This is a genomic window from Pseudoalteromonas sp. ASV78 (assembly GCF_047806705.1).
In the GTDB taxonomy this organism is placed as follows: Bacteria; Pseudomonadota; Gammaproteobacteria; order Enterobacterales; family Alteromonadaceae; genus Pseudoalteromonas; species Pseudoalteromonas prydzensis_A.
The window spans coordinates 680,239-703,417 of sequence record NZ_JBLOPA010000001.1 but is presented as its reverse complement, the minus strand read 5'-3'; the positions used below and the strand labels follow the sequence as shown (position 1 = coordinate 703,417).

Annotated in this window: 19 protein-coding genes; 2 read left to right on the top strand and 17 right to left on the bottom strand. The window is 41.7% G+C overall.

Going from position 1 to position 23,179, the window contains the following annotated elements; translation table 11 throughout:
* Nucleotides 1-17: 17 nt before the first annotated feature.
* From ACMVDV_RS03105 to modA, 14 genes are all read right to left on the bottom strand, one after another.
* A complete protein-coding gene (locus ACMVDV_RS03105; RefSeq protein ID WP_304184469.1) occupies nt 18-566 on the bottom strand; it encodes a hypothetical protein in 549 nt (182 codons plus the stop codon).
* Nucleotides 567-838: 272 nt separating this feature from the next.
* Nucleotides 839-1,300, bottom strand: coding sequence for a molybdenum cofactor biosynthesis protein MoaE (locus tag ACMVDV_RS03100; protein WP_416157155.1), 462 nt, complete (start codon nt 1,298-1,300; stop codon nt 839-841).
* On the bottom strand, nt 1,300-1,572 hold the full coding sequence (moaD, locus tag ACMVDV_RS03095) for a molybdopterin converting factor subunit 1 (RefSeq protein WP_304184473.1): 273 nt from the start codon (nt 1,570-1,572) through the stop codon (nt 1,300-1,302). The genes ACMVDV_RS03100 and moaD overlap by 1 nt, the downstream gene beginning before the upstream one ends.
* Nucleotides 1,550-2,020: a cyclic pyranopterin monophosphate synthase MoaC gene (gene moaC, locus ACMVDV_RS03090; RefSeq protein WP_416157154.1), complete on the bottom strand. Its 471-nt coding sequence runs from the start codon at nt 2,018-2,020 to the stop codon at nt 1,550-1,552. The genes moaD and moaC overlap by 23 nt, the downstream gene beginning before the upstream one ends.
* Before the next feature lie 2 nt (nt 2,021-2,022).
* The gene (moaB, locus tag ACMVDV_RS03085; RefSeq protein WP_304184477.1) at nt 2,023-2,556 is read right to left on the bottom strand and encodes a molybdenum cofactor biosynthesis protein B; all 534 of its coding nucleotides are present in this window, start codon (nt 2,554-2,556) and stop codon (nt 2,023-2,025) included.
* Nucleotides 2,549-3,157 (bottom strand): molybdenum cofactor guanylyltransferase, encoded by a 609-nt coding sequence (mobA, locus tag ACMVDV_RS03080; RefSeq protein WP_416157153.1) that lies wholly within the window; start codon nt 3,155-3,157, stop codon nt 2,549-2,551. Before mobA ends, moaB begins: the two co-directional genes overlap by 8 nt.
* A gap of 4 nt (nt 3,158-3,161) precedes the next feature.
* A complete protein-coding gene (moaA, locus tag ACMVDV_RS03075; protein WP_416157152.1) occupies nt 3,162-4,145 on the bottom strand; it encodes a GTP 3',8-cyclase MoaA in 984 nt (327 codons plus the stop codon).
* Between the two features lie 48 nt (nt 4,146-4,193).
* Nucleotides 4,194-6,890 (bottom strand): molybdopterin-dependent oxidoreductase, encoded by a 2,697-nt coding sequence (locus tag ACMVDV_RS03070; RefSeq protein WP_416157151.1) that lies wholly within the window; start codon nt 6,888-6,890, stop codon nt 4,194-4,196.
* Between the two features lie 9 nt (nt 6,891-6,899).
* Nucleotides 6,900-8,393: an FAD-dependent oxidoreductase gene (locus ACMVDV_RS03065; protein ID WP_416157150.1), complete on the bottom strand. Its 1,494-nt coding sequence runs from the start codon at nt 8,391-8,393 to the stop codon at nt 6,900-6,902.
* A gap of 165 nt (nt 8,394-8,558) precedes the next feature.
* Entirely contained in the window at nt 8,559-10,331 is a 1,773-nt protein-coding gene (locus ACMVDV_RS03060) for a protein kinase domain-containing protein (RefSeq protein WP_416157149.1), read from the bottom strand.
* A 10-nt stretch (nt 10,332-10,341) separates the two neighbouring features.
* Entirely contained in the window at nt 10,342-11,811 is a 1,470-nt protein-coding gene (locus tag ACMVDV_RS03055) for a NarK family nitrate/nitrite MFS transporter (protein ID WP_416157148.1), read from the bottom strand.
* Nucleotides 11,812-12,034: 223 nt separating this feature from the next.
* The gene (locus ACMVDV_RS03050) at nt 12,035-13,060 is read right to left on the bottom strand and encodes an ATP-binding cassette domain-containing protein (protein WP_416157147.1); all 1,026 of its coding nucleotides are present in this window, start codon (nt 13,058-13,060) and stop codon (nt 12,035-12,037) included.
* Nucleotides 13,047-13,739: a molybdate ABC transporter permease subunit gene (gene modB, locus ACMVDV_RS03045; RefSeq protein WP_416157146.1), complete on the bottom strand. Its 693-nt coding sequence runs from the start codon at nt 13,737-13,739 to the stop codon at nt 13,047-13,049. Before modB ends, ACMVDV_RS03050 begins: the two co-directional genes overlap by 14 nt.
* On the bottom strand, nt 13,733-14,482 hold the full coding sequence (modA, locus tag ACMVDV_RS03040; RefSeq protein WP_416157145.1) for a molybdate ABC transporter substrate-binding protein: 750 nt from the start codon (nt 14,480-14,482) through the stop codon (nt 13,733-13,735). Before modA ends, modB begins: the two co-directional genes overlap by 7 nt.
* 47 nt (nt 14,483-14,529) lie before the next feature.
* On the opposite strand from modA, the gene glp reads away from it, so the two are divergent.
* Complete coding sequence (gene glp, locus ACMVDV_RS03035) at nt 14,530-15,750, top strand: gephyrin-like molybdotransferase Glp (protein ID WP_416157144.1); 1,221 nt, start codon at nt 14,530-14,532, stop codon at nt 15,748-15,750.
* A gap of 166 nt (nt 15,751-15,916) precedes the next feature.
* The gene (locus ACMVDV_RS03030; protein WP_416157143.1) at nt 15,917-16,759 is read left to right on the top strand and encodes a substrate-binding periplasmic protein; all 843 of its coding nucleotides are present in this window, start codon (nt 15,917-15,919) and stop codon (nt 16,757-16,759) included.
* A gap of 40 nt (nt 16,760-16,799) precedes the next feature.
* On the opposite strand, the gene ACMVDV_RS03025 is transcribed toward ACMVDV_RS03030, so the two are convergent.
* From ACMVDV_RS03025 to ACMVDV_RS03015, 3 genes are read right to left on the bottom strand one after another with little or no spacing between them, the layout of a single operon-like run.
* Nucleotides 16,800-18,671: a hypothetical protein gene (locus tag ACMVDV_RS03025; RefSeq protein WP_416157142.1), complete on the bottom strand. Its 1,872-nt coding sequence runs from the start codon at nt 18,669-18,671 to the stop codon at nt 16,800-16,802.
* 9 nt (nt 18,672-18,680) lie between these two features.
* Nucleotides 18,681-19,772, bottom strand: coding sequence for a hypothetical protein (locus ACMVDV_RS03020; protein ID WP_304184497.1), 1,092 nt, complete (start codon nt 19,770-19,772; stop codon nt 18,681-18,683).
* A 57-nt stretch (nt 19,773-19,829) separates the two neighbouring features.
* Nucleotides 19,830-22,901, bottom strand: coding sequence for a hypothetical protein (locus tag ACMVDV_RS03015; protein ID WP_416157141.1), 3,072 nt, complete (start codon nt 22,899-22,901; stop codon nt 19,830-19,832).
* Between the last annotated feature and the right edge of the window lie 278 nt (nt 22,902-23,179).

Here is a 23,179-nt window from a genome sequence, read left to right as displayed (position 1 = left end):
CTGTGGCTAATGTAATCCTATTTCCAACTCATCACACTATCGTAGCCTTCACAACTCTCGACAGCATCAGATGCATTCGTGATAAAAACTTGTTGCTGCTGCGAAACTGGATAACTTAGATATTCTGAGCATTGGGCGCTTTGACCATTACCTACAACAACTTTCGTTCCCGCCTTCAAGGTACATTTCACCAACTTATCGAGCGGTGACCATTGATAACAAATTTCATAGTCTTCTCTATATTTGGCTGTATTTCCTGACGGGAATTGAAATGACCACCACTGACCAAACTCACTCTGCGGGTTTGTACTGTTCCATGCACGATAGATTGTCACCTCATCTGTACTTTCATAAACAGTACCCTGACATAACTTGCCCTTTAAGGGCTCACCGATTGCCTGAGCAAGAAGCGCCGGGTCCTGAACCTGCTTAAATTGGTTACCTAAATCGCCTGCAATCACAGTGCTACCGATACAAGGTGCTGGGGGTAATTGCCCGGTGTCCTTAGGTACATTCGCACATCCTTGTATCACAACGAGCAACGCACCGATTAAAATCCTTTTCATTTCTTCACCTATATTTAATTAATAGCCGCTACGGCATAACGTTTATTCGATCCAATTTGGGGGGATTATAACCGCCAAAACGGCGTATATTACAGCGTAATATACTTCCACTAAATCATGTTCATGTAAATAACTTATTGCAAATGTTATAAAATAAACTTGTTGTTACATCCCAAAACGATTGGTAATCACGTTATTGGACAAAATAACAACCACGGTATATATAAATTTACGCTGATAGATGACTGCGAACTGTTTTATTGTGTATGGTTTCAATCTACTACCCATTTTTGTTGTGCCTGTACATCACTGGCTTTAAATTCAACCCACTGCGAAGAATGACTGAAATGTTCTTTTTTCCAAAACGTGGCTTGGGTTTTTAAATAATCCATAATAAATTGCGCACCATCAAAGGCGCTTTGCCGGTGTTTGCTACTCACACCCACAAATACAATTTGCTCGCCAAGGGGGAGATAACCAATTCGATGATAAATGCTAATTCTGCCCAGTTGCCAACGGTTTTGAGCTTGCTCGGCAATGCTTAAAAGTAGTTGCTCGGTCATTTGTGGGTAATGCTCAAGCTCAAGTGCCACCACGTTGTCGCCACGACTAAATTCTCTTACTAAGCCTGTAAAAGTAACCACTGCGCCTTGCTGGACGTTACCGATTTGCAGTGCATGATGCAGCACTGCAATATCAAAATCATCATGGCTGATGGTAATTTCAATACTCATTAGCCCCCCGTCACAGGTGGGAAAAAGGCCACTTCATCCCCCCCTTTTACAATGGCTTGCTGCTGCGCTATTTGCTGATTAACTGCCGCTATCAGTAAGTCATTATTAAGCGCTGCTTGCCAACTTGGCTGTAAGCTGACTAAGTGTGCTTTTAACTGTTCAATTGAAAGCGGTTGCTTAATAGCTATAGTATAGCTTGCACACTGTAAGCGCTCTTTAAGTTGACCAAAAAACAATAGCCTAACTTGCTCAGCGTCGTTGCCAGTCGCCATGTTGACCTCCTGATTTTTTTATCACCCGAATAGAATGAATTTCCATATCAGGATCAGCGGCTTTGCACATATCAAATAATGTCAGTGCGGCTACTGATACTGCGGTGAGTGCTTCCATTTCAACCCCAGTTTTGCCTGCGAGTTTACATAAACTGGTTATTTTTATGATGCAGTTTTGCTGATCTAGTTCAAAATCAACCGTCACTTTGGTCAACGCCAGCGGGTGACACAGAGGTATCAGATCCGCGCATTTCTTTGCCGCTTGAATACCAGCAATACGCGCAACCCCGATCACATCGCCTTTTTTATTCTCATTGGCAACAACCTCTGAAAATGCCAGTTTAGACATCGATATCATCCCTTGTGCCATCGCTTCACGGGCGGTGATTTGTTTTAGTGAAACATCAACCATATTCGCTTGGCCGTGCTCATCAATATGACTTAACATGCTTACCCCCGAGCTTTACAGCGACTGCCAATGCTAATATGTGGCACAAAATTACAGGGCTTAAACGTTGCGCTTAATTGCTGCTCAATAATGCCCGTCCACGCTGTTTTGCACGCCCCAGTGGAACCTGGCATACAAAATATAACGGTGTTATTTGCAAGCCCCGCAAGCGCCCGAGATTGAATCGTCGAGCTGCCAATTTCGCTGTATGAAATATGCCTAAATAGCTCGCCAAAGCCGTCGACGGTTTTATCAAATAACGGCAGCATTGCCTCCGGCGTTGAGTCTCGCTCAGTAAAACCTGTGCCACCGGTCACTAAAATGGCTTGAATAGTTTCATCTGCAATCCATTGCGAGGCAATTGCCCGCATTTGATATACATCATCTTTAACGATTTTTTTATCAAGCAATTGATGCCCTGCATCTTGTAGCGCCTGTACTAAATAATGCCCTGAACTATCGGTATTTTCATTGCGCGTATCACTGACGGTTAGAACCGCGATATTAACCACACTGTTATCTGTTGTACTAGTCATGATTTATTACTTCTTTTTTAAATTGATTGATACCGTGCGTTTTACATAATTGGTTGTATTGCACTGGGGTATTAATATTACTAAATGCGTCGGTTTGTGAGCTGGCAAGCGACTCACCGTGGCATGTTTTTATAAACTGTTTAATGGAGCAATTACTGTCAATTGCGCTGAGCGTGGCGCGTAAATAATGCTGTGTCACTTGGTTATTGTTAATATAAATGGGCAATGGAAACTGACTAAAATGCGCTAGATTCATGGTTTTATTGTGTATTTTCTGCTGCTCATAAAAATTCAGTAAACGCGTTAATAACGCGCGATTAAGTAATGGCATATCAATCGCCACGACCAACAAGTCGTTAGCTGTGTGTTTAAGGGCGCTATAAATTCCCCCAAGCGGCCCCCTATTTGGATATATATCAGGCAGATAATCTGCATTTGCATGACATCCGTTACGACTAATTAATACATCACTCAGCCCCACACTGTGCAATAAATCAACACTGCGTTGTTGCAAGGTTTTATCGCCAAACAGCAGCTCGGCCTTATTGGTTTTCATGCGTGAAGATTTACCACCAGCGAGCACTAACCCAGTCACAGCCATTGTTCTACCCTCCTAACATCGCTAAATGCTTGGTTGCGCCAGTTAAGCGCTTATCAAGCTCGTGACTAATGGTTTTGTTACTCATTGCGCTGCGGATCAGTTTAATCGTTTGCTCAGCGGCGTGTTCAGTGCTGCCACTATTTAATGCACTGCGTAAGTCGATACCTTGATCAGCAAATAAACACAAATGTAATTTACCCAGTGCCGAGACACGTAAACGATTGCAGCTTTGGCAAAAGTCTTTGCTGTAAGGCATGATCAAGCCAATACGACCTTGATAATCGGGATGCCAAAACTCTTGCGCAGGGCCATTTAACTTGCCCTTCACGACTTGTAACCAGCCCGCTGCTAGCAAACTATCTTTAACGCCTTGACCGCTTAAATGATTTTGTTCAAAAAATTGCGTGCCATTACCGGTTTCCATCAATTCAATAAAGCGCACTGTTACTCTCTGGTGCTTTATCCAAGCAAGGTAATCTTTTAGCTGGTTATGATTAAATGCTTTCGCCAATACGGCATTAACTTTAATACGCTTAATGCCAATCTGCTGAGCTCGTGCAATGCCGTTTAAAATATGTTGTAGCTTGTCGTGGCCAGTTATTAGTTTAAACATTTTCGGATCTAAGCTATCGATACTGACATTAATGGCATCAAGCCCTGCCGCTTTATATTCATCAACATTGTTTAATAAGTTAAACCCATTGGTTGTCAGCGCCACTTCGCTAATTCCGCTGGTGGCTTTACAACGTTTGATGATCTCAGGCAAATCTTTACGTAGGCATGGCTCGCCGCCCGTTAAGCGAATTTTTTTAGTGCCTAGCTTGGCAAAAGCACTCACTACAGTGGTAATTTCTGCTTGTGTTAAGAACTCACGCGGCGTATCACATTGGTAGCCATTCGGTAGGCAATAGCTACAACTAAAATTACAGACATCGGTGATCGAGAGTCTTAAATAATTAAAGCGACGTCCAAATTTATCTTCAAGCATAAACTGTTCTACTTATTATTTTTATATACATTAGCTGTGGCATAGCAATTACACCGTGATCAGCACATCAATTTGCTGCCCTTTATCAATCACTGCGTGGCGTTTAATAAGCTGACTTAACTCAGTTTTACATGAGCCACAATTAGTCCCGCACTGCAACTGCAAGCCCAGTTCATCAACCCGATGAGCTCCGGCTTTAATCGCCTCGACAATTGGTTTTTCTCTAACTTTAAAGCAGCTACAAATTTGTCGCCCTTGGCTAAACTCTTCGTCAGGTGTGGCCGTTAATAATGACTGCAGTTGTGCATAGTTCAGTGCCGATTGGCTAAACAAGTGATTGATCCACTCAATTGACGTGGTTACTTGCACATCAGTTATCATCGCCACAAACACTAATCGACCATTGGCAATACATTGAATACGTTGCGTAGCGCCTTCATAAAAACCTGACCACTGCCCTTTGATGCCACTGCTTTGTTGGCACCAGTAAAGTGCATCTGGCACAACTTCGTTAAAAGCGAGCTGATATTGGCTGCAATTGCTGGCATTGATTTTTAGCCAATAGTCACTTTGCGCCGTTATGTCAGCCTGGCAGTTGCTTTGCTTATTAACGAATACATCCATATATTGGCTAAACTCTACCGGTTGCAGCTTTATGGCCGTAAACTTCGTTTCTGGTTGACCTGAAATAGGATCAGCAATGGATGAATATAATTTGCCAACATTAGCTGATGATGCAAATTGCTGATTCCAATGGATCGGCATAAAGCATTCACCCGCTCTGAGCGAATCGGTAATTTTGGCATTCGCTATCACTTCGCCCACCTTCGACTGCGCTCGCACTAGGTCATCATTGTTGATGCCAAGCCGGCTCGCATCTTGTGGATGAAGCTCAATATAAGGGCGGGTAATATGGGTTGAAAGCGTGGCTGATTTGCCCGTGCGCGTCATGGTGTGCCATTGATCGCGGATCCGCCCAGAGTTCATCACTAATGGATATTCAGTTGAGGTAACTTGCTTGGGTAGTTGTGGCGTAATGGCAATAAAACGCGCTTTTTTATTCATTGTGCTGAATTGATTTTGGCTGAACACTTGCCCATGCTGGTAGTTATCGCCTTTAATACACGGCCATTGGATAGGCCTCAAGGCATTATATTCGCGACTGCTCATGCCCGCTAAAGCAGATAAATTAAGCTGCCGTGACCCGTTATTTTCAAAGCTCGTTAAACGTGCCCACTCATCAAAAATTTCACTTGGCTGGGTAAAATCAAAACCACTAAAGCCCATGTTTTTAGCTACTTCACAGAGTATCTGCCAATCGTTTTTTGCGCCAGCGAACGGCGCGATAATTGCTCTTTGGCGAGAAATACGGCGCTCTGAATTGGTCACTGTGCCTTCTTTTTCTCCCCAACCAGTGCTGGGCAGTTTGACATGGGCATAATCAAGGGTGTCGTTACTTGCCACGCAATCCGATACCACCACCAGTTCACAGGCTTTCAGTGCTTCTGCTATCGCATTGGTATTTGGTAGGCTAACCATCGGGTTGGTCGCCATGATCCACACCGCTTTGATTTTACCAGCGCGGATCGCAGCAAACATATCCAGTGCTTTCGCGCCTGCTTGCGTGGCGATCGTTGGTGATTGCCAAAAGCGCTTTACTAACGATTGATGTTGCACGTTCTCAATGTCCAAGTGCGCAGCGAGTTGATTTGCCAGCCCGCCTACTTCACGTCCGCCCATGGCATTGGGTTGACCAGTAATAGAAAACGGCCCAGAGCCTGTTTTTAATAATTTCCCTGACGCTAAATGGGCATTAATAATCGCATTACATTTATCAACCCCTGACGATGATTGATTAATGCCCATTGAGTAAAAGCTAATTGCTGAGGCGCTATTGGCAAACTCGCTATAAAATTGGCTAACTTCGTGGCGACTTAGTTCACAATAGCTGGCAACCTCATCTATCGTCCACGACTGCGTTGCTGCTAATGCAGTTGCAAAATCATCGGTGTGCTTTGCAATAAAATCATTATCAAGCAGTTGGTTATCCGCTAAGTAACGTAATAAACCGTTATACAGTGCGGCATCTGTGCCTGGCTTTATTTGTAAAAACGTATCGGCCAGCTCTGCACTATCGGTTCGTCTTGGATCGATAACCACCACTTTCATGGTCGGGTTTATGCGCTTTGCTCGGGCGATACGTTGATATAACACTGGGTGCGTCCACGCCGCATTAGAGCCAATTAAAATAAGCAGTTCGGTGTGCTCTAAGTCTTCATAATCACAAGGCACTACATCTTCACCAAAAGCGCGTTTATAACCCGCCACCGCAGAAGACATACACAAGCGTGAATTGGTATCAATATTGGCCGAACCAATATAACCTTTCATGAATTTATTGGCGATGTAATAATCTTCGGTTAACAACTGCCCAGAGACATAAAAAGCCACCGCATCTGGGCCGTGCTCGGCAATTATTTTGCTGAATTCACTCGCCACGTAATTACTCGCCACAGACCAGCTTACTTGTTTATTGTTAATTTCTGGTGCGCTAAGGCGATTATCATTGCTAATAGTATCTAATAAATGGCTGCCTTTTACGCATAACCGCCCGTAGTTTGCAGGGTGCTCTGGCATCCCTTCTAGCTGTGTCGGTTGATTGCCCGCTAAGGCAACGTCCACGCCGCAGCCCACACCACAATACGCACATGTTGTTTGAATTAAACTCTCTTTTAAAGGGGTCATGGCGCTCTCTTATGCAAGTTCGGTTACGGGGATCAATGCGTCATCACTGAGTCGCTTAGGCTCTGCTTGAGTGATGGCTAAGCTGTGTTCGATAATACAATTTACTCGGCTTTCGCAACTGCCACAGCCGGTGCAGGCTTTGGTGACTGTTTGTACACCAACTAAATCATTGGCGCCGGCTAACACGGCTTGTTCAATCGTGTGTTTAGTTACTTGGTGACAACTGCAGATCAGTGCATCAGCAGCTAAATCTGCGATTGAAATCGTATCTGGTGTTGGCGCAAGCGGTAAAATAAGTGATTCAGGGGCAATATTAAGGGCTAAGTCGTGCAAGTGATATTGTAGTAAGTTGTCATAATCGCTGGTATCGCCCACCAGTACTGCACCAATCACCTGAGTGCCTGCTTGATTGGTGACTATTTTTTTGTAAACACCGCTGAGTTGATCGTCAAAAACATAACTACGAGCGCCTTGCGTCCGTGCATGAGCATCACCAATGGAGCCCACTTCAACCCCCATTAGTTTTAATTTAGTGCTCATATCAGCACCATTAAATGCATCATCAGTGTTGTTAAATAAAATATGTTTCGCTGCGATTTTAGCCATCGCGTAACCCGGTGCCACTAAACCAAAGATAAAATTACACCACAGCGCACATTCGCCAATAGCGTAAATATTTTGATCTGACGTTTGGCAATAGTTGTTAATAACAATGCCGCCACGCTCACCAACAGCTAAATCAAATTCTCGGGCTAAATTGTCATAGGGGCGGATCCCTGCGGAAAATAAAATCAGATCCGTTTCAAGTGTCTCGCCACCTTTAAAACACATTTTGTAACGACAGTGTTCGCCATCGACTATTGCTTCTGTGGCCATTGAGGTATGCACCTGCACACCTAATGCGGTAATTTTATCTTTCAGTAATCGTCCGCCGCCGCCATCGACTTGCACGCCCATTAGTTGTGGGGCAAACTCTACAACATGGGTTTCAAGGCCCAGCTGTTTAAGTGCATTCGCGGCTTCTAAACCGAGTAAACCACCACCAATCACCACCCCCACTTTACTGCTGCTGGCAGAGTGTTTGATCGCGTTTAAATCAGCAATGGTGCGATACACTAAGCAATGTTCACGGTCTTTACCTGGAATGGGTGGTACGAAAGGAAATGAGCCGGTTGCCAATACCAGCTTGTCATAATCAAAGGTTGCACCTTCACTGGTCGTTACTTGCTGCTTTAGCCGGTTTATATCGGTGACTTTTGCATTGGTGTAAAAACGCACTTGCCAATCCGCATATATTTGCTCGTTAGTTAACGCAAGGTCGTTGGCTGTTTTGCCAGCAAAAAACGCTGATAAGTGCACTCTATCGTAAGCTAACCGCTCTTCGCCACTGAGTACAGTCACTTCGACACCCGTATTAGGGTTGATAAGACTGGTAATTTGCTCTACGAAATGATGCCCAACCATTCCATTGCCGACGACAACGACTCGTTGTTTGCGGTTCATCAGTTCACCTTACTTGCTATGTATTTATTGTTATTAACAATTAAAGCAAGGGCTATACCAAACATTTAAATATAATATATACAACAACTTAACTTTTAAAAAAATATTGAAAGTTAGGTACAGCACCACTAGGATCCATTACTTGCACCACAGTGATACTGCTAGTTATTTAATGATCAGCACCGTGAGTAAGCAAAGGAACAAACAAATTGCGATCACTTGCCATACCATCACTGGGTTACGCTGATAAAAAGCGGGGTTGTCTATTACCGTCATACTCAGCTGTGAGTTAGGGGTGTTGAGGTCGTTAATAAACTCTGAAAATGAACTATAGCGATGCTCAGGCTTTACCGCCGTGGCTTTCATTAACGTTTGATCGAACCAAAAGGGGATATCACTACGGTAGTCACGAATGCTGCGATAATGCCAAAAAGTGCTACCTGAAGGTGTTTGTTGAGTAGAAGATAACGATTTATACGGTAACTGCCCAGATAATAGTTCGTAGATAATCACAGCAAGTGAAAATAAGTCACTTTTAAAATCGGCGTTTAAAGTGAGCAGTGTTTCAGGGGCTGTGTAACCGAGTGTGCCTTGCGGACATTCATCCACTATTTGATTAATATCATCATGCATGGCGGCAATTTTTACGGTGCCATAATCAATCAAAGTTACGTTACCGTGCGCATCAATCATCACGTTATCTGGCTTTAAATCACGATGAACCATATCGAGGCGCTGAAAAGCGCGCAAAGCTTGCACGATTTGCAAGGCAATATTTCGCACTTGGCTCAGTTGTGGCTCGGGTGTGTCTGCTTGCCATTGTCTTAGAGTTTGGCCATCCATGTATTCACAAATATGATATAAAAAAACACTGTCGTCGGCAGTGCTAAGCACTTTCATAACATTGGGATGGTTAATACGCTGGCCAACCCACCCTTCACGCATAAACCCTTGCAAGTAATGGAGGTCTTCTGCAAAGTTTATAGAGGGCGTTTTTAATACTACCGGTGCGGCATACTCGTTACTTTGCACTAAGTAAATATGTGAACGAGTGCTGGCGTATATTTGCCGCAGTACTTTGTACTGATCAAGCTGCTGACCAACCTGTAATACCGCTGGAATTTTACGTTTCGTAAGATCGCGGTATCGTTCATCTAAACATTTTTTGGGGATCTGCTGCACTTTCACCAGTAAACAACTCACGTTGTCGTCACTGCCTTGTGCAATCGCACGCTGTGTGATTGCTTTAGCCACAGCTTCTAGATCATGGTTATTATTAATACACTCTATAAATTGTGTTTGAGTAACAAAGTCGTGCACGCCATCACAGCTCAATACATAAATATCATGCTGTTTTAGCTCAAACTGATAAACATCAACTTCTTGGTGTAGCTCTGCTCCTAATGCCTTGGTTAAATGCTGATTAACTTTATGATCCCGGGTTAATTGAGTCAGTTCACCATCGCGTAATTGCGCTACTCGCGTGTCACCTAAATGAAAAATATAGCCGCTGGTTGATTTTAATATCAGTGCACTAAAAGTCGTCATCCAATGGGCTTGACGGTGCATTTGTTGACTATTGGTCGGCGTTTGCGAATAAAGCCACAAGTTTAAACTGGCCAGCACTTTAGAGACTGATTTTTTTACCGCCCAACTAGGCTCGGTAGCTAAATATTCATTAATAAAGTGACTGACCGCTAAATTAGCCGCTTCTTTGGCAAATTTAGCGCTTGAACAGCCATCCGCAATACACGCAACAATCCCTTTGTAATCACGCTCATGTCCTTTGGTATGCAGGGCTGCAAAAGCGTCTTGATTATCGGCTTTATTGCCTGGCGCTGAATGCCCGCCAAATGACACCTGTAGCTCATTTATAGCATGCTCATTAACGATGCGTTTATTAACTTGGCTGCTCGCTTTGGCGGTTTCAGCTATCATCTAATTCGCCTTATGTGACAGAAATTAATTCAACCGAGCCGTCTTCATTCACTTCTGTGATATGGCCTTTTGGTTCTTGCATAAACATTAACGCTATCAGCCCCACTAATGCACTGCCCGCAATAACAAAAAAGAACGTTTGATAGTCAACCATTGATAATACGGTTAAATACACCACCGCCCCGACATTACCATAAGCGCCTGTCATACCGGCAATTTGCCCAGTTAAGCGACGCTTAATAAGTGGCACCGCCGCAAAAACAGCGCCCTCACCGGCTTGCACAAAGAACGAGCACGCCATTGCAGCCACAACAGCTAACCACAGCGGCCAACTCGCATCAACCAGCCCCATCACTAAATAGCCTACCGCTAAACCCATGGTTAGCACAATTAAGGTTATTCTGCGTCCGAGTTTGTCGGAGATCCAACCACCACCTGGGCGCGATGCAAGGTTCATAAAAGCATAAGCAGAAGCAAGTAATCCGGCATAAACCATATCAAGGGCAAAAACCTCACTAAAAAATAGCGGCAACATAGAAATAACCGCCAGCTCTGAGCCAAACGTTGTAAAATATAAAATATTCAGCACAGCAACTTGCTTAAACTCATAGCGCTGTGACTCTGGTACTGGGTGTTTAAAAATGGCTTTATTGATATCGTAGGTTTTATATACTTCATACAGATAAAGTGCAATAAGTAGTACATAAACGCCTGTTACAAAGTTAGCAGAAATAAGATTGGCACCACTGGGCGAAAGTTTCCAACTCAATAATGCCATAGCCGCATACATAGGAATTTTCATGATCAACAGTAAGACAAAATCGCCTTTACTGGTTACTTCCATTGCGCCTATTTTTTTCGGTTTAAAATAGGTTGCTCCCTTTGGGGTATCGGTCACATTAAAAAACCAAATAAGGCCAAATAGGATGCTAATTACCCCCGTAACAGCAATCGCATAACGCCAGCCATCTTCACCGCCAAATAGCAGCGCAATCGCAGGCAATGACATCGCGGCTGCGGCTGAACCAAAGTTACCCCAACCACCGTAAATACCTTCGGCGATACCAAGCTCATTAGCAGGAAACCACTCACTGACCATGCGAATGCCGACCACAAACCCAGCGCCAATAAACCCCAGCGCAAAACGTGCTATTGCAGCTTGTTCAAAGGTTGTGGCTGCGGCAAACATAAAGCACGGAATACTACAGCTAATAAGTAAAGCAGAATAAACAATACGCGGGCCATATTTATCGGTGAGCATACCCACCACCACCCGTGCCGGTATCGTTAATGCGACATTCAAAATCAGTAAGGTTTTAACTTCAGCCATACTGATCCCCAGTGATACGGCTATTGCACCTAGCATAGGTGCATGATTAAACCAGACAAAAAATGACACAAAAAAAACCATCCAACTAAGATGAAGCACTTTCATCTTGCCCCGAAATGATAATAAATTGAATCCTGTAGTTTGCTGCATGCGGCACGCTCCTGACGCTATTTTTATTAGAATAAAATCTTAAAATACTTTTAATACTGTTTTTTAGTTCTAAGTAAGTTAAAAGCAGGTAAGAGCGAGCAAATTATAAGCCATAAAATTATTTACAATAATTTCAATAAGGTAGGGTTTTAAAATTATAAAAAGTAAGCCTGTTGCACTATTAAAGGAATATTAATGTGCTGTATCGGTGCAAAATCGCGGGCTAAATTGCGTGCAGTTGTGCATACAGTGTTTGCCCTGTTGTTATTGCCAGTTGCTGCCATGCCAGCGGATTTAGACTGCACAATAAAGTTTGCCCATCAACATCAAGATACAGTAGCGCTTCATGCTGCTGCAGCTGACAACCCACAAACGTACATTGCAGGCTATTTATACAGCTGCTATTTTTTTCCGGCACTGTACTAACACTGATATCATTCGCGTTGACACAAATTTTATAGCTGTTTCGATCATCAAACTGATTGATATAAAGTACTTGTTGGCTTTGGCTAAGAGTGACTTTTGTTAAATTATACTCAGCTAATTGACTAGCTTGCTGAAAATTAATAAAGCTAAAATGTGTAGTGCCCTGTTCATTATTTATATATTGGCTAATAACCTCGGTATCGCCAAATCGAATTATTTTTCCTCGACTTAATTGCAGTAGTTTATCAGCGCAATAACTAAGCTCTTTCAGGGAATGACTGACAATAATAAAGGTAATATTTTTATTCTTTGCTAAGTATTTAATTGCCGAAAGAAAGCGCTGTTTTTTTTGCCAATCGAGCGCAGAAAAAGGCTCATCTAGCAAAATAATACTCTGGCCAAGTAATAACGTTCTCGCAAACACAATTCGTTGCTGCTCTCCCCCAGATAAACTGCCAACCTCACGGTTTAACAAGTCTTCAAGCCCTAATAAAGAGACAATTTCGTCGATTGCTAATTGGTTATTATTTTTAGGTCGATGTTTATAGGCAAAATTTAAATTTCCCTGCACATTTAAATGAGGGAACAACGGACACGCTTGCAATTGTAAGCAAATACCGCGTTTATCTGGTGCAAGCGTTGCTAAATTTAGCTGGTTATTAGTAACAGACTGCACAGCGCTGACACCACTAATTGCAGCTAATAAACTCGACTTACCTGCACCTGACGGACCATAAACGCCAACAATCACGCCCTGTTCAATAGCAAACTCGACATCCAAAACAAAGTTTTTAAGTGGCAGATTAACATTAACTTGCAGCATTCGACCCTCGAAAGCCAAGGCTTGCTCTATTAAACTTAAACAGTAAAACTAAACAAGCAAATGAAATTGCAAATAAAATCAGTGATAACTCATGGGCTGCTTGATAATTAAGCGCTTCAACGTGATCATATAAAGCAATTGAAACGACTTGGGTTTCACCAGGTATATTGCCGCCAATCATTAACACTAAGCCAAACTCGCCAAGTGTATGGGCAAACCCAAGCGAAAAGGCACTTAAAATCGTACTTTTAAGTAACGGGATCAATAAATAGAAAAACCGCTTTGTAGCACTAAAACCAAGCGCAATCGCCGCGTTATTATATTGACTATTTACTTGGTTAAAGCCGACCAATAAAGGTTGCATAACAAAAGGCAGTGAGTAGATCAGTGAGCCTAATACAATCCCCGAAAAACTAAAGGCGAGCTGGTGACCCGTCAGACTTTGCCAAAACTCGCCAAGCAGTGTGTTAGGTGAAAAAGCCACCAGCAAATAAAAGCCAAGCAATGTCGGGGGTAACACGAGCGGTAGGGCAATAACTGCTTCAAAATACGGTTTCAAACGACCTGTATAGTTTGATAATAGCCACGCGATTGGGAAGCAAATAATGAGCAACAATACAGAGGTAATAATCGCTAATTTCACAGTCAAAAATAATGCAGTAAAGTCTGTCTCTAGCATTGGCTACAGGCCTTTTGATAGCCGAGTTCTGTGATCTCACTTTGCACTGCGGGGGAGAGTAAATAGCTCAGTACCTTATTAGCGGCGGCTAAATTGTCAGTTGATTTTAACACCACAACTTGTTGCGTTATGGCTGGGTGCTGCTGATAAGGGAGCACTGTATATGCTAAATATTTATCATTAGCGTGTTGTTGATACGCTGCTTTTAAACTAGCCAAAGCAACGATGCCCTGCCCCGCATTGCCGCTGTCTACAAACTGAAATGCCTGCGTAATATTATGTGCCAATACAAACGATAAGTTGGTTTTAAGATAACGGTCGTTATAATATTTTGCAGCTTCGCCATAAGGTGAAGAGCGAGGATTAGCTATGGCTATATAAGAGTTTGTCGAATTTAGCGCAGGTTGCCAAAGTGCCAGTACGCCAGTTGCGTAAGTACGAATACTCCCCTTAATAATTAACTCTTGTTGCTTTAGTAATGCCGGCCTTTTAGCATCGGCTGAAAGAAACATATCAAAAGGCGCACCATGGATTATTTGCGAATACAATACACCACTTGCGCCAGCTGACAGGGTTATTTCAATTTCATCAGCAAAAGGGGCTTTATTTAAAAGTTGCTCTAAAGGGGCTTTAAAGTTACTGGCAACAGCAATATGCAGGTTTTCTGTTGCCGATACGCTATTAATATTGAGTAATAGCACAAACCAAAAATAGTAACAGACTCTATTGTAAAGCATTGACATTATGAGTATTGTTTTAATTATCTAATGAATATGAAGAATCAATATATATGAATGACTGCTTTAATGCATCCGCTTTATTATCGGTTGAAGACGCAATTGAAAATATCTTATCGACAATAAAACCCATTGCACAATATGAACAGCTCAGCCTTTACAATTCTTTAGATAGGGTTTTAGCCAAAGCGCTGATCTCTGACATAAATGTGCCTATTCATGATAATTCTGCAATGGATGGCTACGCTATTTGTTACCAATCGTCATCTAACAGCTATCAACTTGTGGGAACCGTGCTTGCTGGCGAATACTTTGCGCCGCAGTTACGCCCAGGCGAGTGCGTTAGAATTATGACCGGCGCCCCCATCCCGAAAGGCTGTGATGCAGTCATCATGCAAGAAAACGCCACTAAAGTAGGTAACTGTGTCACTATAAATCAAAAAATAACAATGGCCGATAATATCCGCCGCGCCGGTGAAGACATCACTAAAGGTGAAACCGTTTTAACCATTGGCCATAAGTTAACTCCTGTTGATCTTGGTTTACTTGCCTCGCTGGGCATTGAGCAATTAACTGTCTACAAAAAATTAAAAGTCGCTGTATTTTCAACCGGTGATGAACTAACACTGCCAGGACAACCATTAAAAGCCGGTGCAATTTATGAAAGCAATCGCCCGGTACTTATTTCATCACTGCAAAAGCTTGCGTTTGACGTTATTGACTTAGGGATCATTAAAGATACTAAAACAGCGATAAAAGACGCATTTTTAACGGCTGATGTAACTGCAGATGTCATTATAAGTTCTGGCGGGGTCTCTGTAGGTGATGCAGATTATACTAAGGAAGTGCTGAACGAGATTGGTGAGATCGGATTTTGGAAAATAGCCATGAAACCAGGTAAGCCTTTTGCGTTTGGTAAACTTCCTAACAGCTATTTTTTTGGTTTACCTGGCAACCCAGTCTCTGCAATGGTGACTTTTATGCAACTGGTGTGCCCTGCACTTAATTACCTCTCGGCCCAACCTCGCGCAAAACAAACAAATAGACTCACTGCTATTACCACTACAGCAATTAAAAAACGCCCAGGGCGCACTGATTTTCAAAGAGCGATTGCAACAATTGATAACGAAGGCTTTTACACGGTAAGCGCGCTGCCTTATCAAGGTTCTGGCGTGCTGACATCAATGAGTAAGGCAAACTGCTTTATCGTCCTCCCAGCGGATTCCGCAGATGTAGCTGAAGGCACCCGAGTGGAAATTGAAATGTTTAAATAGATGGGCATTAGCAACTTATTCTTTTTATTAACTTTAGTTATCGCCTTTTTAAGTTGTTAAATGTACATATGCGACTAAGCTGTAAGAATAATTACAAAAACTTATCAAATAAATGAGAAAGTACTTACTCTTTTTATTTTTGTTCAGTGGGTGCACCCACGCGACTATGACCACTGTTGCTTATCAAGTCGGTGAGCAAACGATCATTGCACCAGCTGTACGCTATGAATATGGCTATGCTTATAATATTGAGGCCAAAAAACGTTTAAAGCTAGTCACTTTAAATTGGCCCCCCTATATTGATGAATCACTTTGCAACAATGGCTGGCTTTTTCAACTAACCGTTAAACTACTGCTGCAAAAAGGCTATGGTGTGCATATAGAGTTTTTCCCATGGGCGCGAGCGCTTAGAGCTGCGGAATTAGGCAATGCGGATATTTTGTTTCCTGAGTATTTTATTGATGCTGAAGTTATGTCAGAAAATAGGCAAGGTAAAACACGTAACGACTTAATGGCTTTATCCACGGCTATACCCGGTGGCAACTTGTCACTGATCGGACTAAGCGGCAGAAAGTCAAACTATGACGGCAGTTTAGAGTCAATAAAAGATCAAACTATTGGTGTAGTTCGCTCGTATAAAAACACCCCAGAACTCGACAAACTGATTAACTCAAAACAAATTAGTACCATTGTTGCTAACAATGAGTTCCAGCAAATTCATTTACTCATGAACCTGCGGGTTGACTTGATTGTAGCTGATTTTGACGTGTTAATTGCAAGTATTGAAAAGTCTCAGCTCTTCGAAACAGAAAAACAGCAAATGAAAAATGCGCTGGTGGCATTGTCCCCTGCACTTGCTTACAAGCCTTTATATTACTCGGTAAGTAAAGCCAACCCACAGTGGCAGGAAATTTTAGCCGATCTCAATAACGAGATAAATAAAATGAAAGAGCAAGATGAACTTTTAAGCTATATTGAAGCAAAGAAACACCAGTGTAGCCGCAAATAACTGGGCGCTTAAATGTTCGCAAATAAGCGCCTTTATATTATTAAAACAATGACTCAAATGTGCCATCAGGGAATAAAATACCCGGTACACCTCTTACCGCTGTTACATCTGCGATTTGCGTGTCGCCAAAATATAATCCGCCACTGTAATTACGGCCTTTCTGTTTAACGTCTAACCAACGCCCTTGCGCCCCTTTGATCACTGCGTTGATATTATTTCCTACCGTACGTAGATTGATTTCAAGCGCCCTATTTTTTAATCGTAAGGCAATTTTTGCATTGTTAATCTCAGCTAAACGATTCAAATTGCCCACATACGCAAGCTGAAAATCTTTAGCGCCATTTAATGGCATCATCAATTGCACAGCAAACACCAGGTTTTGTGTTGCTTCATTAATAAATGGCGTTGCTTCTATAGCTTGTAAATTAAACAGGGTTGTTTGACTTGCACTGTCCAACTGCCCTTTAAAATCAAAGCCCGCTAACACAGTCACAAGTTCTTCAAAAGGGGTGACAAAGCGATTAGCCGTTAGATTTATATCACCTGTCAACCTGCTGATCTCATTTTCTAATGTAACGTTTGTTGCAATTGTTAGCTGCCCGGTAGTGTCACTTTGTTCATCTGAGAATGGATCGTCAGTTCCATCAAATGACAGTAATAAGTCACTCACATCTACATTTAATTGCGTATCTTGGCCGGTTACTTTCGCACTCATAACACCGGAGACTTTATTACCCAACAGTCCACTTATTTGCCACTGGGGAATAGTTAAATCTATTTCTACAGCATGGTTGTCATACTGACCACTAATAGCCCAAGAGTAAGGCGATTGTTGATAATCTATAGTTAGCCCTTGTAAAGTATAAATACCTACGTCCGTATCATTTAGTGGCGAAAAATTATAGATAACATCATAAAGTACGTTAGCCAGAACGATCAGCGTCTGTTGCGATTCTTCATCTAAAATGTCTTTAAATTCAGTTAAATTTTGGAGTAGTTCATCACTGTATTTTTGCTCTTGCAGCCGCGCAACACCTAATATATTACGCACATCTTCTAGTAGTTCTTTGGAATGTAATTGCTGCTGACTGAGTTCTCGTTGCGCGATGTTTTCAGCATCACCAATACTTGCCAGTTTTTGTTTAACTTCACCAACCACTGATTGTAGTAACGGGTTACCTTCCACGTTCAGTAAGTTTTCTGACACATAACGATCTGCATAAGTGCGATAAAATGGCAAGCTAACTAACTGGGCTTGTTGTTCGATAACACTATTACCAGTTGTATTTAAATTCTCCTCAATGTCAGCGGCTCTTTTTAAAATAACACCAAAGGTCAATGCGTTAGTTAATAATTCGGCTTCAAGATTATCATTTAACTGACTATGCGTAAGATGATAAAAAGGCGTCGCACTTAAACTCTCTAAGGTAATATCTAAATTATCATCGCTAATTAGTGAACTGACTGGCGATAAATACAGCTTATTTTCCCCTGGGGCTGCAACAAAGTCAGCCCGATAACTCAATGTCATATCCATCACTTCTTGATAATCAATACGCCGGTTGCTGTTTTCATCATACGGGTTATCTCTAAAGGTACGACCACAACCAGCAAAGCTTGGGCAAGGTAGCGTTGTGCCATCTGAGACGAATTCAACGCGATGAAAATTTAATGTTGCGGCTGGTAACGTGACATTATTAATATCTACAACGTCACTATTTTCTACGCTCCCAGTACTATCATTAATAAGCGTTAACGTACCCGATTTAGCCTGCCAAGGTGCAATATAAAAGCTTACCGTTGAAGACGTTTCCAGCATGACAGGTAAAGTATCTCTGGTTTTATCGTCTGACGAGCCACCACAACCAACTAATGACATAAGTAAACTAACTGATATAAGTTTTTTAAACATCACAAGTCCTTAAAATGCTAACTTCACATACCAATTAACATTGGCATAATAGGCTTTATCAATATCAATATTGTCGGTTTGTATAGTTAAACCAAAATAATCATTTTCGATACCAAGCAAAACAGCTTCACTTTTTGTTTCATAACCAGCAATCACGGCCCAATGATCCCAAAAATGCATACGTGCTTTTAATTGCGAAAAGGTATCTTGATCAAACCGTTTAACCATCAACTCTGTCGAGAACACATCGTTAATACGATAATCCGCATAGACTTTTATGCGCACTGGCATATCAAACTTATGCGTCACTTCGTTACCATATTCAGACGTTGCTAAACGTACTGTTGGCTCAGTGACAATATCGCCATCGTCGTTTTCGGTAAACGGCACCTCTGTTGTATAACCATTTGCAAAACCACTGTTTTCATACTCGGTTTCATACAGTAAGTCTTGTGCAAGTATCCCGATGGTTAAATCTTGATTTATTTTCCAATTAACTGCTAAATCAACACTATATCCTAAGCCGGATGGGTTCTCATCAGGAGTAAATCGCTTAAATAAAATATCTTTTGAAAAGTAAGAGTCGACTGTTAATGCGCCTTGGATCTCATCACTGTAAACCGTGCCATCGACTTTCAGATCTTGAAAGTGTGTACTGGCAAAAACGGTTAATTTAGGCGTGATGGTTAATGCCTCAGAATCTAAAAATTGAAAGTCATAAGAAATAAACAATCCATTAGTAGTTGCTTGCTTACCATCAAGGTAATAAACGTAATTTCTATCTTCAAAAGGCAGGTCATTTTTTTCGGTATGCAAATAACGCGCTGTATCAGCATCAAAGTTTAAAACATAGTCAAAACGATTTTGATAACCGACTTTAAAATTTCCATAGCCAACACCAAACTCAAACACATTATAAGTAAATGCGCTGTCGCCTGATGTGAGAGGAGCATCAAAGTCATCAATAAACGCAGTAACGGGTTGTGTTTCAGTATACACTTCTGAATCAAGGGTGGTGAAAATTTGCAATTGCTCTACTGCGTGACTAACTGGGGTGATTAAAAATGCGGAAAATCCTAACGTGAGAATTTTTTTTTTCATACTTATTTCACTTGTTATTATGTAAGAGGGAGAACAACTCTCCCTCTTATTTGTACGTTACTTCGATGAATCTAAGAAACTAATATCTGTGTAATCGATAATTTCACCATCGATATACTCAACAGAAATACCATTGGTAATTTCTGTTACAGTACCGAATTCCGTGATCATACCATTGAAATTGGCATTAACAGACCCAGAGAAATATTCACCATCTGGAGCGCCAATGAACAACTGGTAACCAAACCCAGTATGCAATTGAATTTCTAATCCGTAAAAGTCTTCTTGATAGTTACCATCAATAGAAATAGTTGCGGTAAAGTTAAGGCCTGAAGTTAATCCTGAAGCCGTAATTGCAGCTAAATTAGAGGAGTCGGTTCCTGCTAATGAAAGTGTACCCACAAAACCAGAGTCACCATCAATTATTTCGACTCTGCTCCAACCATTTACAGCTAATACAGTTCCATCAATCGCCGTATCTGAGTTAACTTCTTCCTCAAAGTCAATTGCTAAACATGAGTCAGATTGCTCTTTTGAGATTGCGCCATAGTAAGCATCAACACAATCTTCTAAAGCATCACTCATGTTAGGTAGTGTTTCGATTTTAATAACCGCACCATCTTCGCTTTTTATCATACCACCAAAAGCAAAAATAAGTGCTTTGTTGTTGATGGAGCCATTCACAGTAACCTTTTCGCCTGTTACTGTATTCATAAGATCCAGCTCTAAATCATCTTTATCAAAACTGTAAGTCCAAGCTGGATAGCGAGTTGAAACTACATCGATTCCTTCATCGCCATAATCCCATGCTTCAGTCAATACGTCGTAGATTACTTCTGAAATATCAAATAAAGCTTGGCCACCAGTTTTAGTTATAAGCGTAGCACTACGCGCTTGTTCTGTTCCTGCTTTTACCTTAACTAACAGCTCAAACTTAGCAATTGTGGATTTAGCATTTGTTTCAAGAGTTGTAGCAGTTGTAATAGCAGCAGCGGCTTGATCTGCAAGTTCATTTGCAAACGCAGTACTTAATTTTGCAGCTGCTGATAATTCAGCGGCCATTGTTTCATCACTTTCTTCGGAAGCAATCGCAGCTAACGATGCTGCAGCAGTTTCAGCTTGGGTAGCAGTACTGGTAAGTTCATTTGCTTTCGTACTAAGAGCCATAGCCTGGGTAATTGCAGATTGTGCTGATGCAAAAGCAGCTACAGCATTTTCTTTTGTATCGAGCATTGCTGCATCAACAGCCATCATAGCCATCAATAAATCGGCTTGAGCAACCATTGCAGCTGAATCAGCTGAACCTAGTGCGGTATTAGCAACAATAGCATTACTTTTGGCAGCATCTAGTGCTAATTCAAATGCTGCTACAGCCTCATTGGAACGTGCTTCTTCTTCTGCAATACCTTCAATTAACGTAGCAACGGCTGAAAGTTGTGCTGTTACGGCACTAACTAACGCCTCTGATTTATCTGTTAGTTGCTGATATTCATCCCCTAAACCTGCGGCAGTGCTGACAATTGAAGTGGCTGAATTAAGCGCTGCAGAGAGCTCGACTTGCAACTGGCTATACGCTACTTTATTACCCGATAAAGTGAATACGGCGGAACTGTAAGCAAGTACTTTATCCGTTGTATCTAAACCAGCATTCCCCAATTCTTTAACTGTTTTAAGTTCAGCTGTTCCCGCTGAAACGGAAGTAGCTGCAGTTGCTAATTCAGCTGTCATAGCTGTTACTTGTAACTCTAATTCCGCCGCAACTTTCGCAATAAAATCATCGCCTGCGTCACAGTTGTCATCACAGCCAATTTTCTTAAGTACTTCTTTAAGTTGTTTAGCCGTTTCTTTTAAGTCTTTATCAAGACCTTTTTCTTTTGCTTTTTCCTGAACTTTCTGTACCGCTTTAGTCGCTTTATCTCTTAATTTTGCAATCGCATCAACATCAGTAATACCTAAGTTTTCAGCTACTTTCGCAAAAGCTTCATCAATGCCTTCACCTGTTACTACTGCGGCAAAAATAAGGCTAGTATTCTCAACTGCTTTTTGTAGTTCAGCTGCAATCTTTTGCACAATATCGTTGTCACTGTTGCTTACTTTGCCCGCTTGAACCGCAGCAGATAAACTTGCAAGCAAGTCTTTTAATGAACCATTAGCACCCGCGCCGGCAACAGACTGTAGAGAAACCGCTGTTTGCACTAATGCCAAAGTACCTGCATCAAGCGAATCGCCATCACCAATATCACTGAAATCAACAGCACCACCTAGTGACACATCACCTAACAAAGCTGCGGCTTTAATTGCAGCTTCAGGACCTAATATTTGGATCAAGGTTTTTAAGCTTGCTGCGGCAACGGCTTCATCGGAGACTGCAGAGCCATCTTTAGCGCCATCAAGTAGCATTTTTGCAGCAATACTTGTGTAAAGAGTCACATTAGCAAAATATTGCTCAACACCAGTACCATCACCTTCCGCAAAATTAATACCACGAACACTCGCAGCAACTGGCGATGGCGCCTGAATAAATTTAACAACTTGTAATTCAAGATCGTCTTTATACCATTCGCCAAAATCAATCGCGCTATCACCATTGTTAACCATACCAGCTACATCTGACACTTCAGGTGCGCTGTCATAAGCACCACAGCCAGTGAATGCATCACACTTCACCATGCTGTCGTCACCTTGTTTAGATGTGCTAACCGTAATATAAAGTGGACCAGTAAAACCGTCTTCGAGATAAATGCTATAACCACCAGTCGCTGATGTTATTACATCAGCGGGATTAGCAGCCGTTAGCATAGCAAGTGCTTTTGCATCTGCATCCGCTTGTGAGGTGGTCGACTCAGCAGCATAACTGGCATCTGCTGCCGCTTCTAAACGAAATGCAACCGGCACAGATTCACCCGCATCATTTAAAGTCGATACGGTCACTACCGCATTCATCAACGACCCTTTTACCGCTTTACCTGATACTTGAGTATTGAAATTAGTACTAACTTCGCCTTTATAAACAGTAACTGGATCAGGTGTGTATTTGTTATTATCATTATCAGAACCACAACCAGTTAGGCCGAGAGTCAATGCAACCGAAGCTGCAATTGGGGTAAATTTTATTATTCTTTTCGCCATGAAAATCTCCTTGAGTGCTTGTTAGCAAATATCATTACTGAAATGTAGCCTAGATTATTATCAACAGTATTTTAAGTTAAAATTATGTATCAAACTGTATCAAAAAAAACCTAACAAACTACATTTGTTATTACATATTATCAACCTACCACCAATATATGACAATTAATGGAAAAATGTAATTTTAATTATCGATAGGAAAAATTAACTAACTAAATGCATCGCAGCTAACAAAGTAAAAATAAAACCCTTAACAAACAATCTGTTATGTTGTTAAT

Bases quoted from the DNA above. Each gene is read 5' to 3' on its own strand.
- ACMVDV_RS03105 (WP_304184469.1), bottom strand. From the start codon at position 566: ATGAAAAGGATTTTAATCGGTGCGTTGCTCGTTGTGATACAAGGATGT.
- ACMVDV_RS03100 (WP_416157155.1), bottom strand. From the start codon at position 1,300: ATGAGTATTGAAATTACCATCAGCCATGATGATTTTGATATTGCAGTG.
- moaD (WP_304184473.1), bottom strand. From the start codon at position 1,572: ATGGCGACTGGCAACGACGCTGAGCAAGTTAGGCTATTGTTTTTTGGT.
- moaC (WP_416157154.1), bottom strand. From the start codon at position 2,020: ATGTTAAGTCATATTGATGAGCACGGCCAAGCGAATATGGTTGATGTT.
- moaB (WP_304184477.1), bottom strand. From the start codon at position 2,556: ATGACTAGTACAACAGATAACAGTGTGGTTAATATCGCGGTTCTAACC.
- mobA (WP_416157153.1), bottom strand. From the start codon at position 3,157: ATGGCTGTGACTGGGTTAGTGCTCGCTGGTGGTAAATCTTCACGCATG.
- moaA (WP_416157152.1), bottom strand. From the start codon at position 4,145: ATGCTTGAAGATAAATTTGGACGTCGCTTTAATTATTTAAGACTCTCG.
- ACMVDV_RS03070 (WP_416157151.1), bottom strand. From the start codon at position 6,890: ATGACCCCTTTAAAAGAGAGTTTAATTCAAACAACATGTGCGTATTGT.
- ACMVDV_RS03065 (WP_416157150.1), bottom strand. From the start codon at position 8,393: ATGAACCGCAAACAACGAGTCGTTGTCGTCGGCAATGGAATGGTTGGG.
- ACMVDV_RS03060 (WP_416157149.1), bottom strand. From the start codon at position 10,331: ATGATAGCTGAAACCGCCAAAGCGAGCAGCCAAGTTAATAAACGCATC.
- ACMVDV_RS03055 (WP_416157148.1), bottom strand. From the start codon at position 11,811: ATGCAGCAAACTACAGGATTCAATTTATTATCATTTCGGGGCAAGATG.
- ACMVDV_RS03050 (WP_416157147.1), bottom strand. From the start codon at position 13,060: ATGCTGCAAGTTAATGTTAATCTGCCACTTAAAAACTTTGTTTTGGAT.
- modB (WP_416157146.1), bottom strand. From the start codon at position 13,739: ATGCTAGAGACAGACTTTACTGCATTATTTTTGACTGTGAAATTAGCG.
- modA (WP_416157145.1), bottom strand. From the start codon at position 14,482: ATGTCAATGCTTTACAATAGAGTCTGTTACTATTTTTGGTTTGTGCTA.
- glp (WP_416157144.1), top strand. From the start codon at position 14,530: ATGAATGACTGCTTTAATGCATCCGCTTTATTATCGGTTGAAGACGCA.
- ACMVDV_RS03030 (WP_416157143.1), top strand. From the start codon at position 15,917: ATGACCACTGTTGCTTATCAAGTCGGTGAGCAAACGATCATTGCACCA.
- ACMVDV_RS03025 (WP_416157142.1), bottom strand. From the start codon at position 18,671: ATGTTTAAAAAACTTATATCAGTTAGTTTACTTATGTCATTAGTTGGT.
- ACMVDV_RS03020 (WP_304184497.1), bottom strand. From the start codon at position 19,772: ATGAAAAAAAAAATTCTCACGTTAGGATTTTCCGCATTTTTAATCACC.
- ACMVDV_RS03015 (WP_416157141.1), bottom strand. From the start codon at position 22,901: ATGGCGAAAAGAATAATAAAATTTACCCCAATTGCAGCTTCGGTTGCA.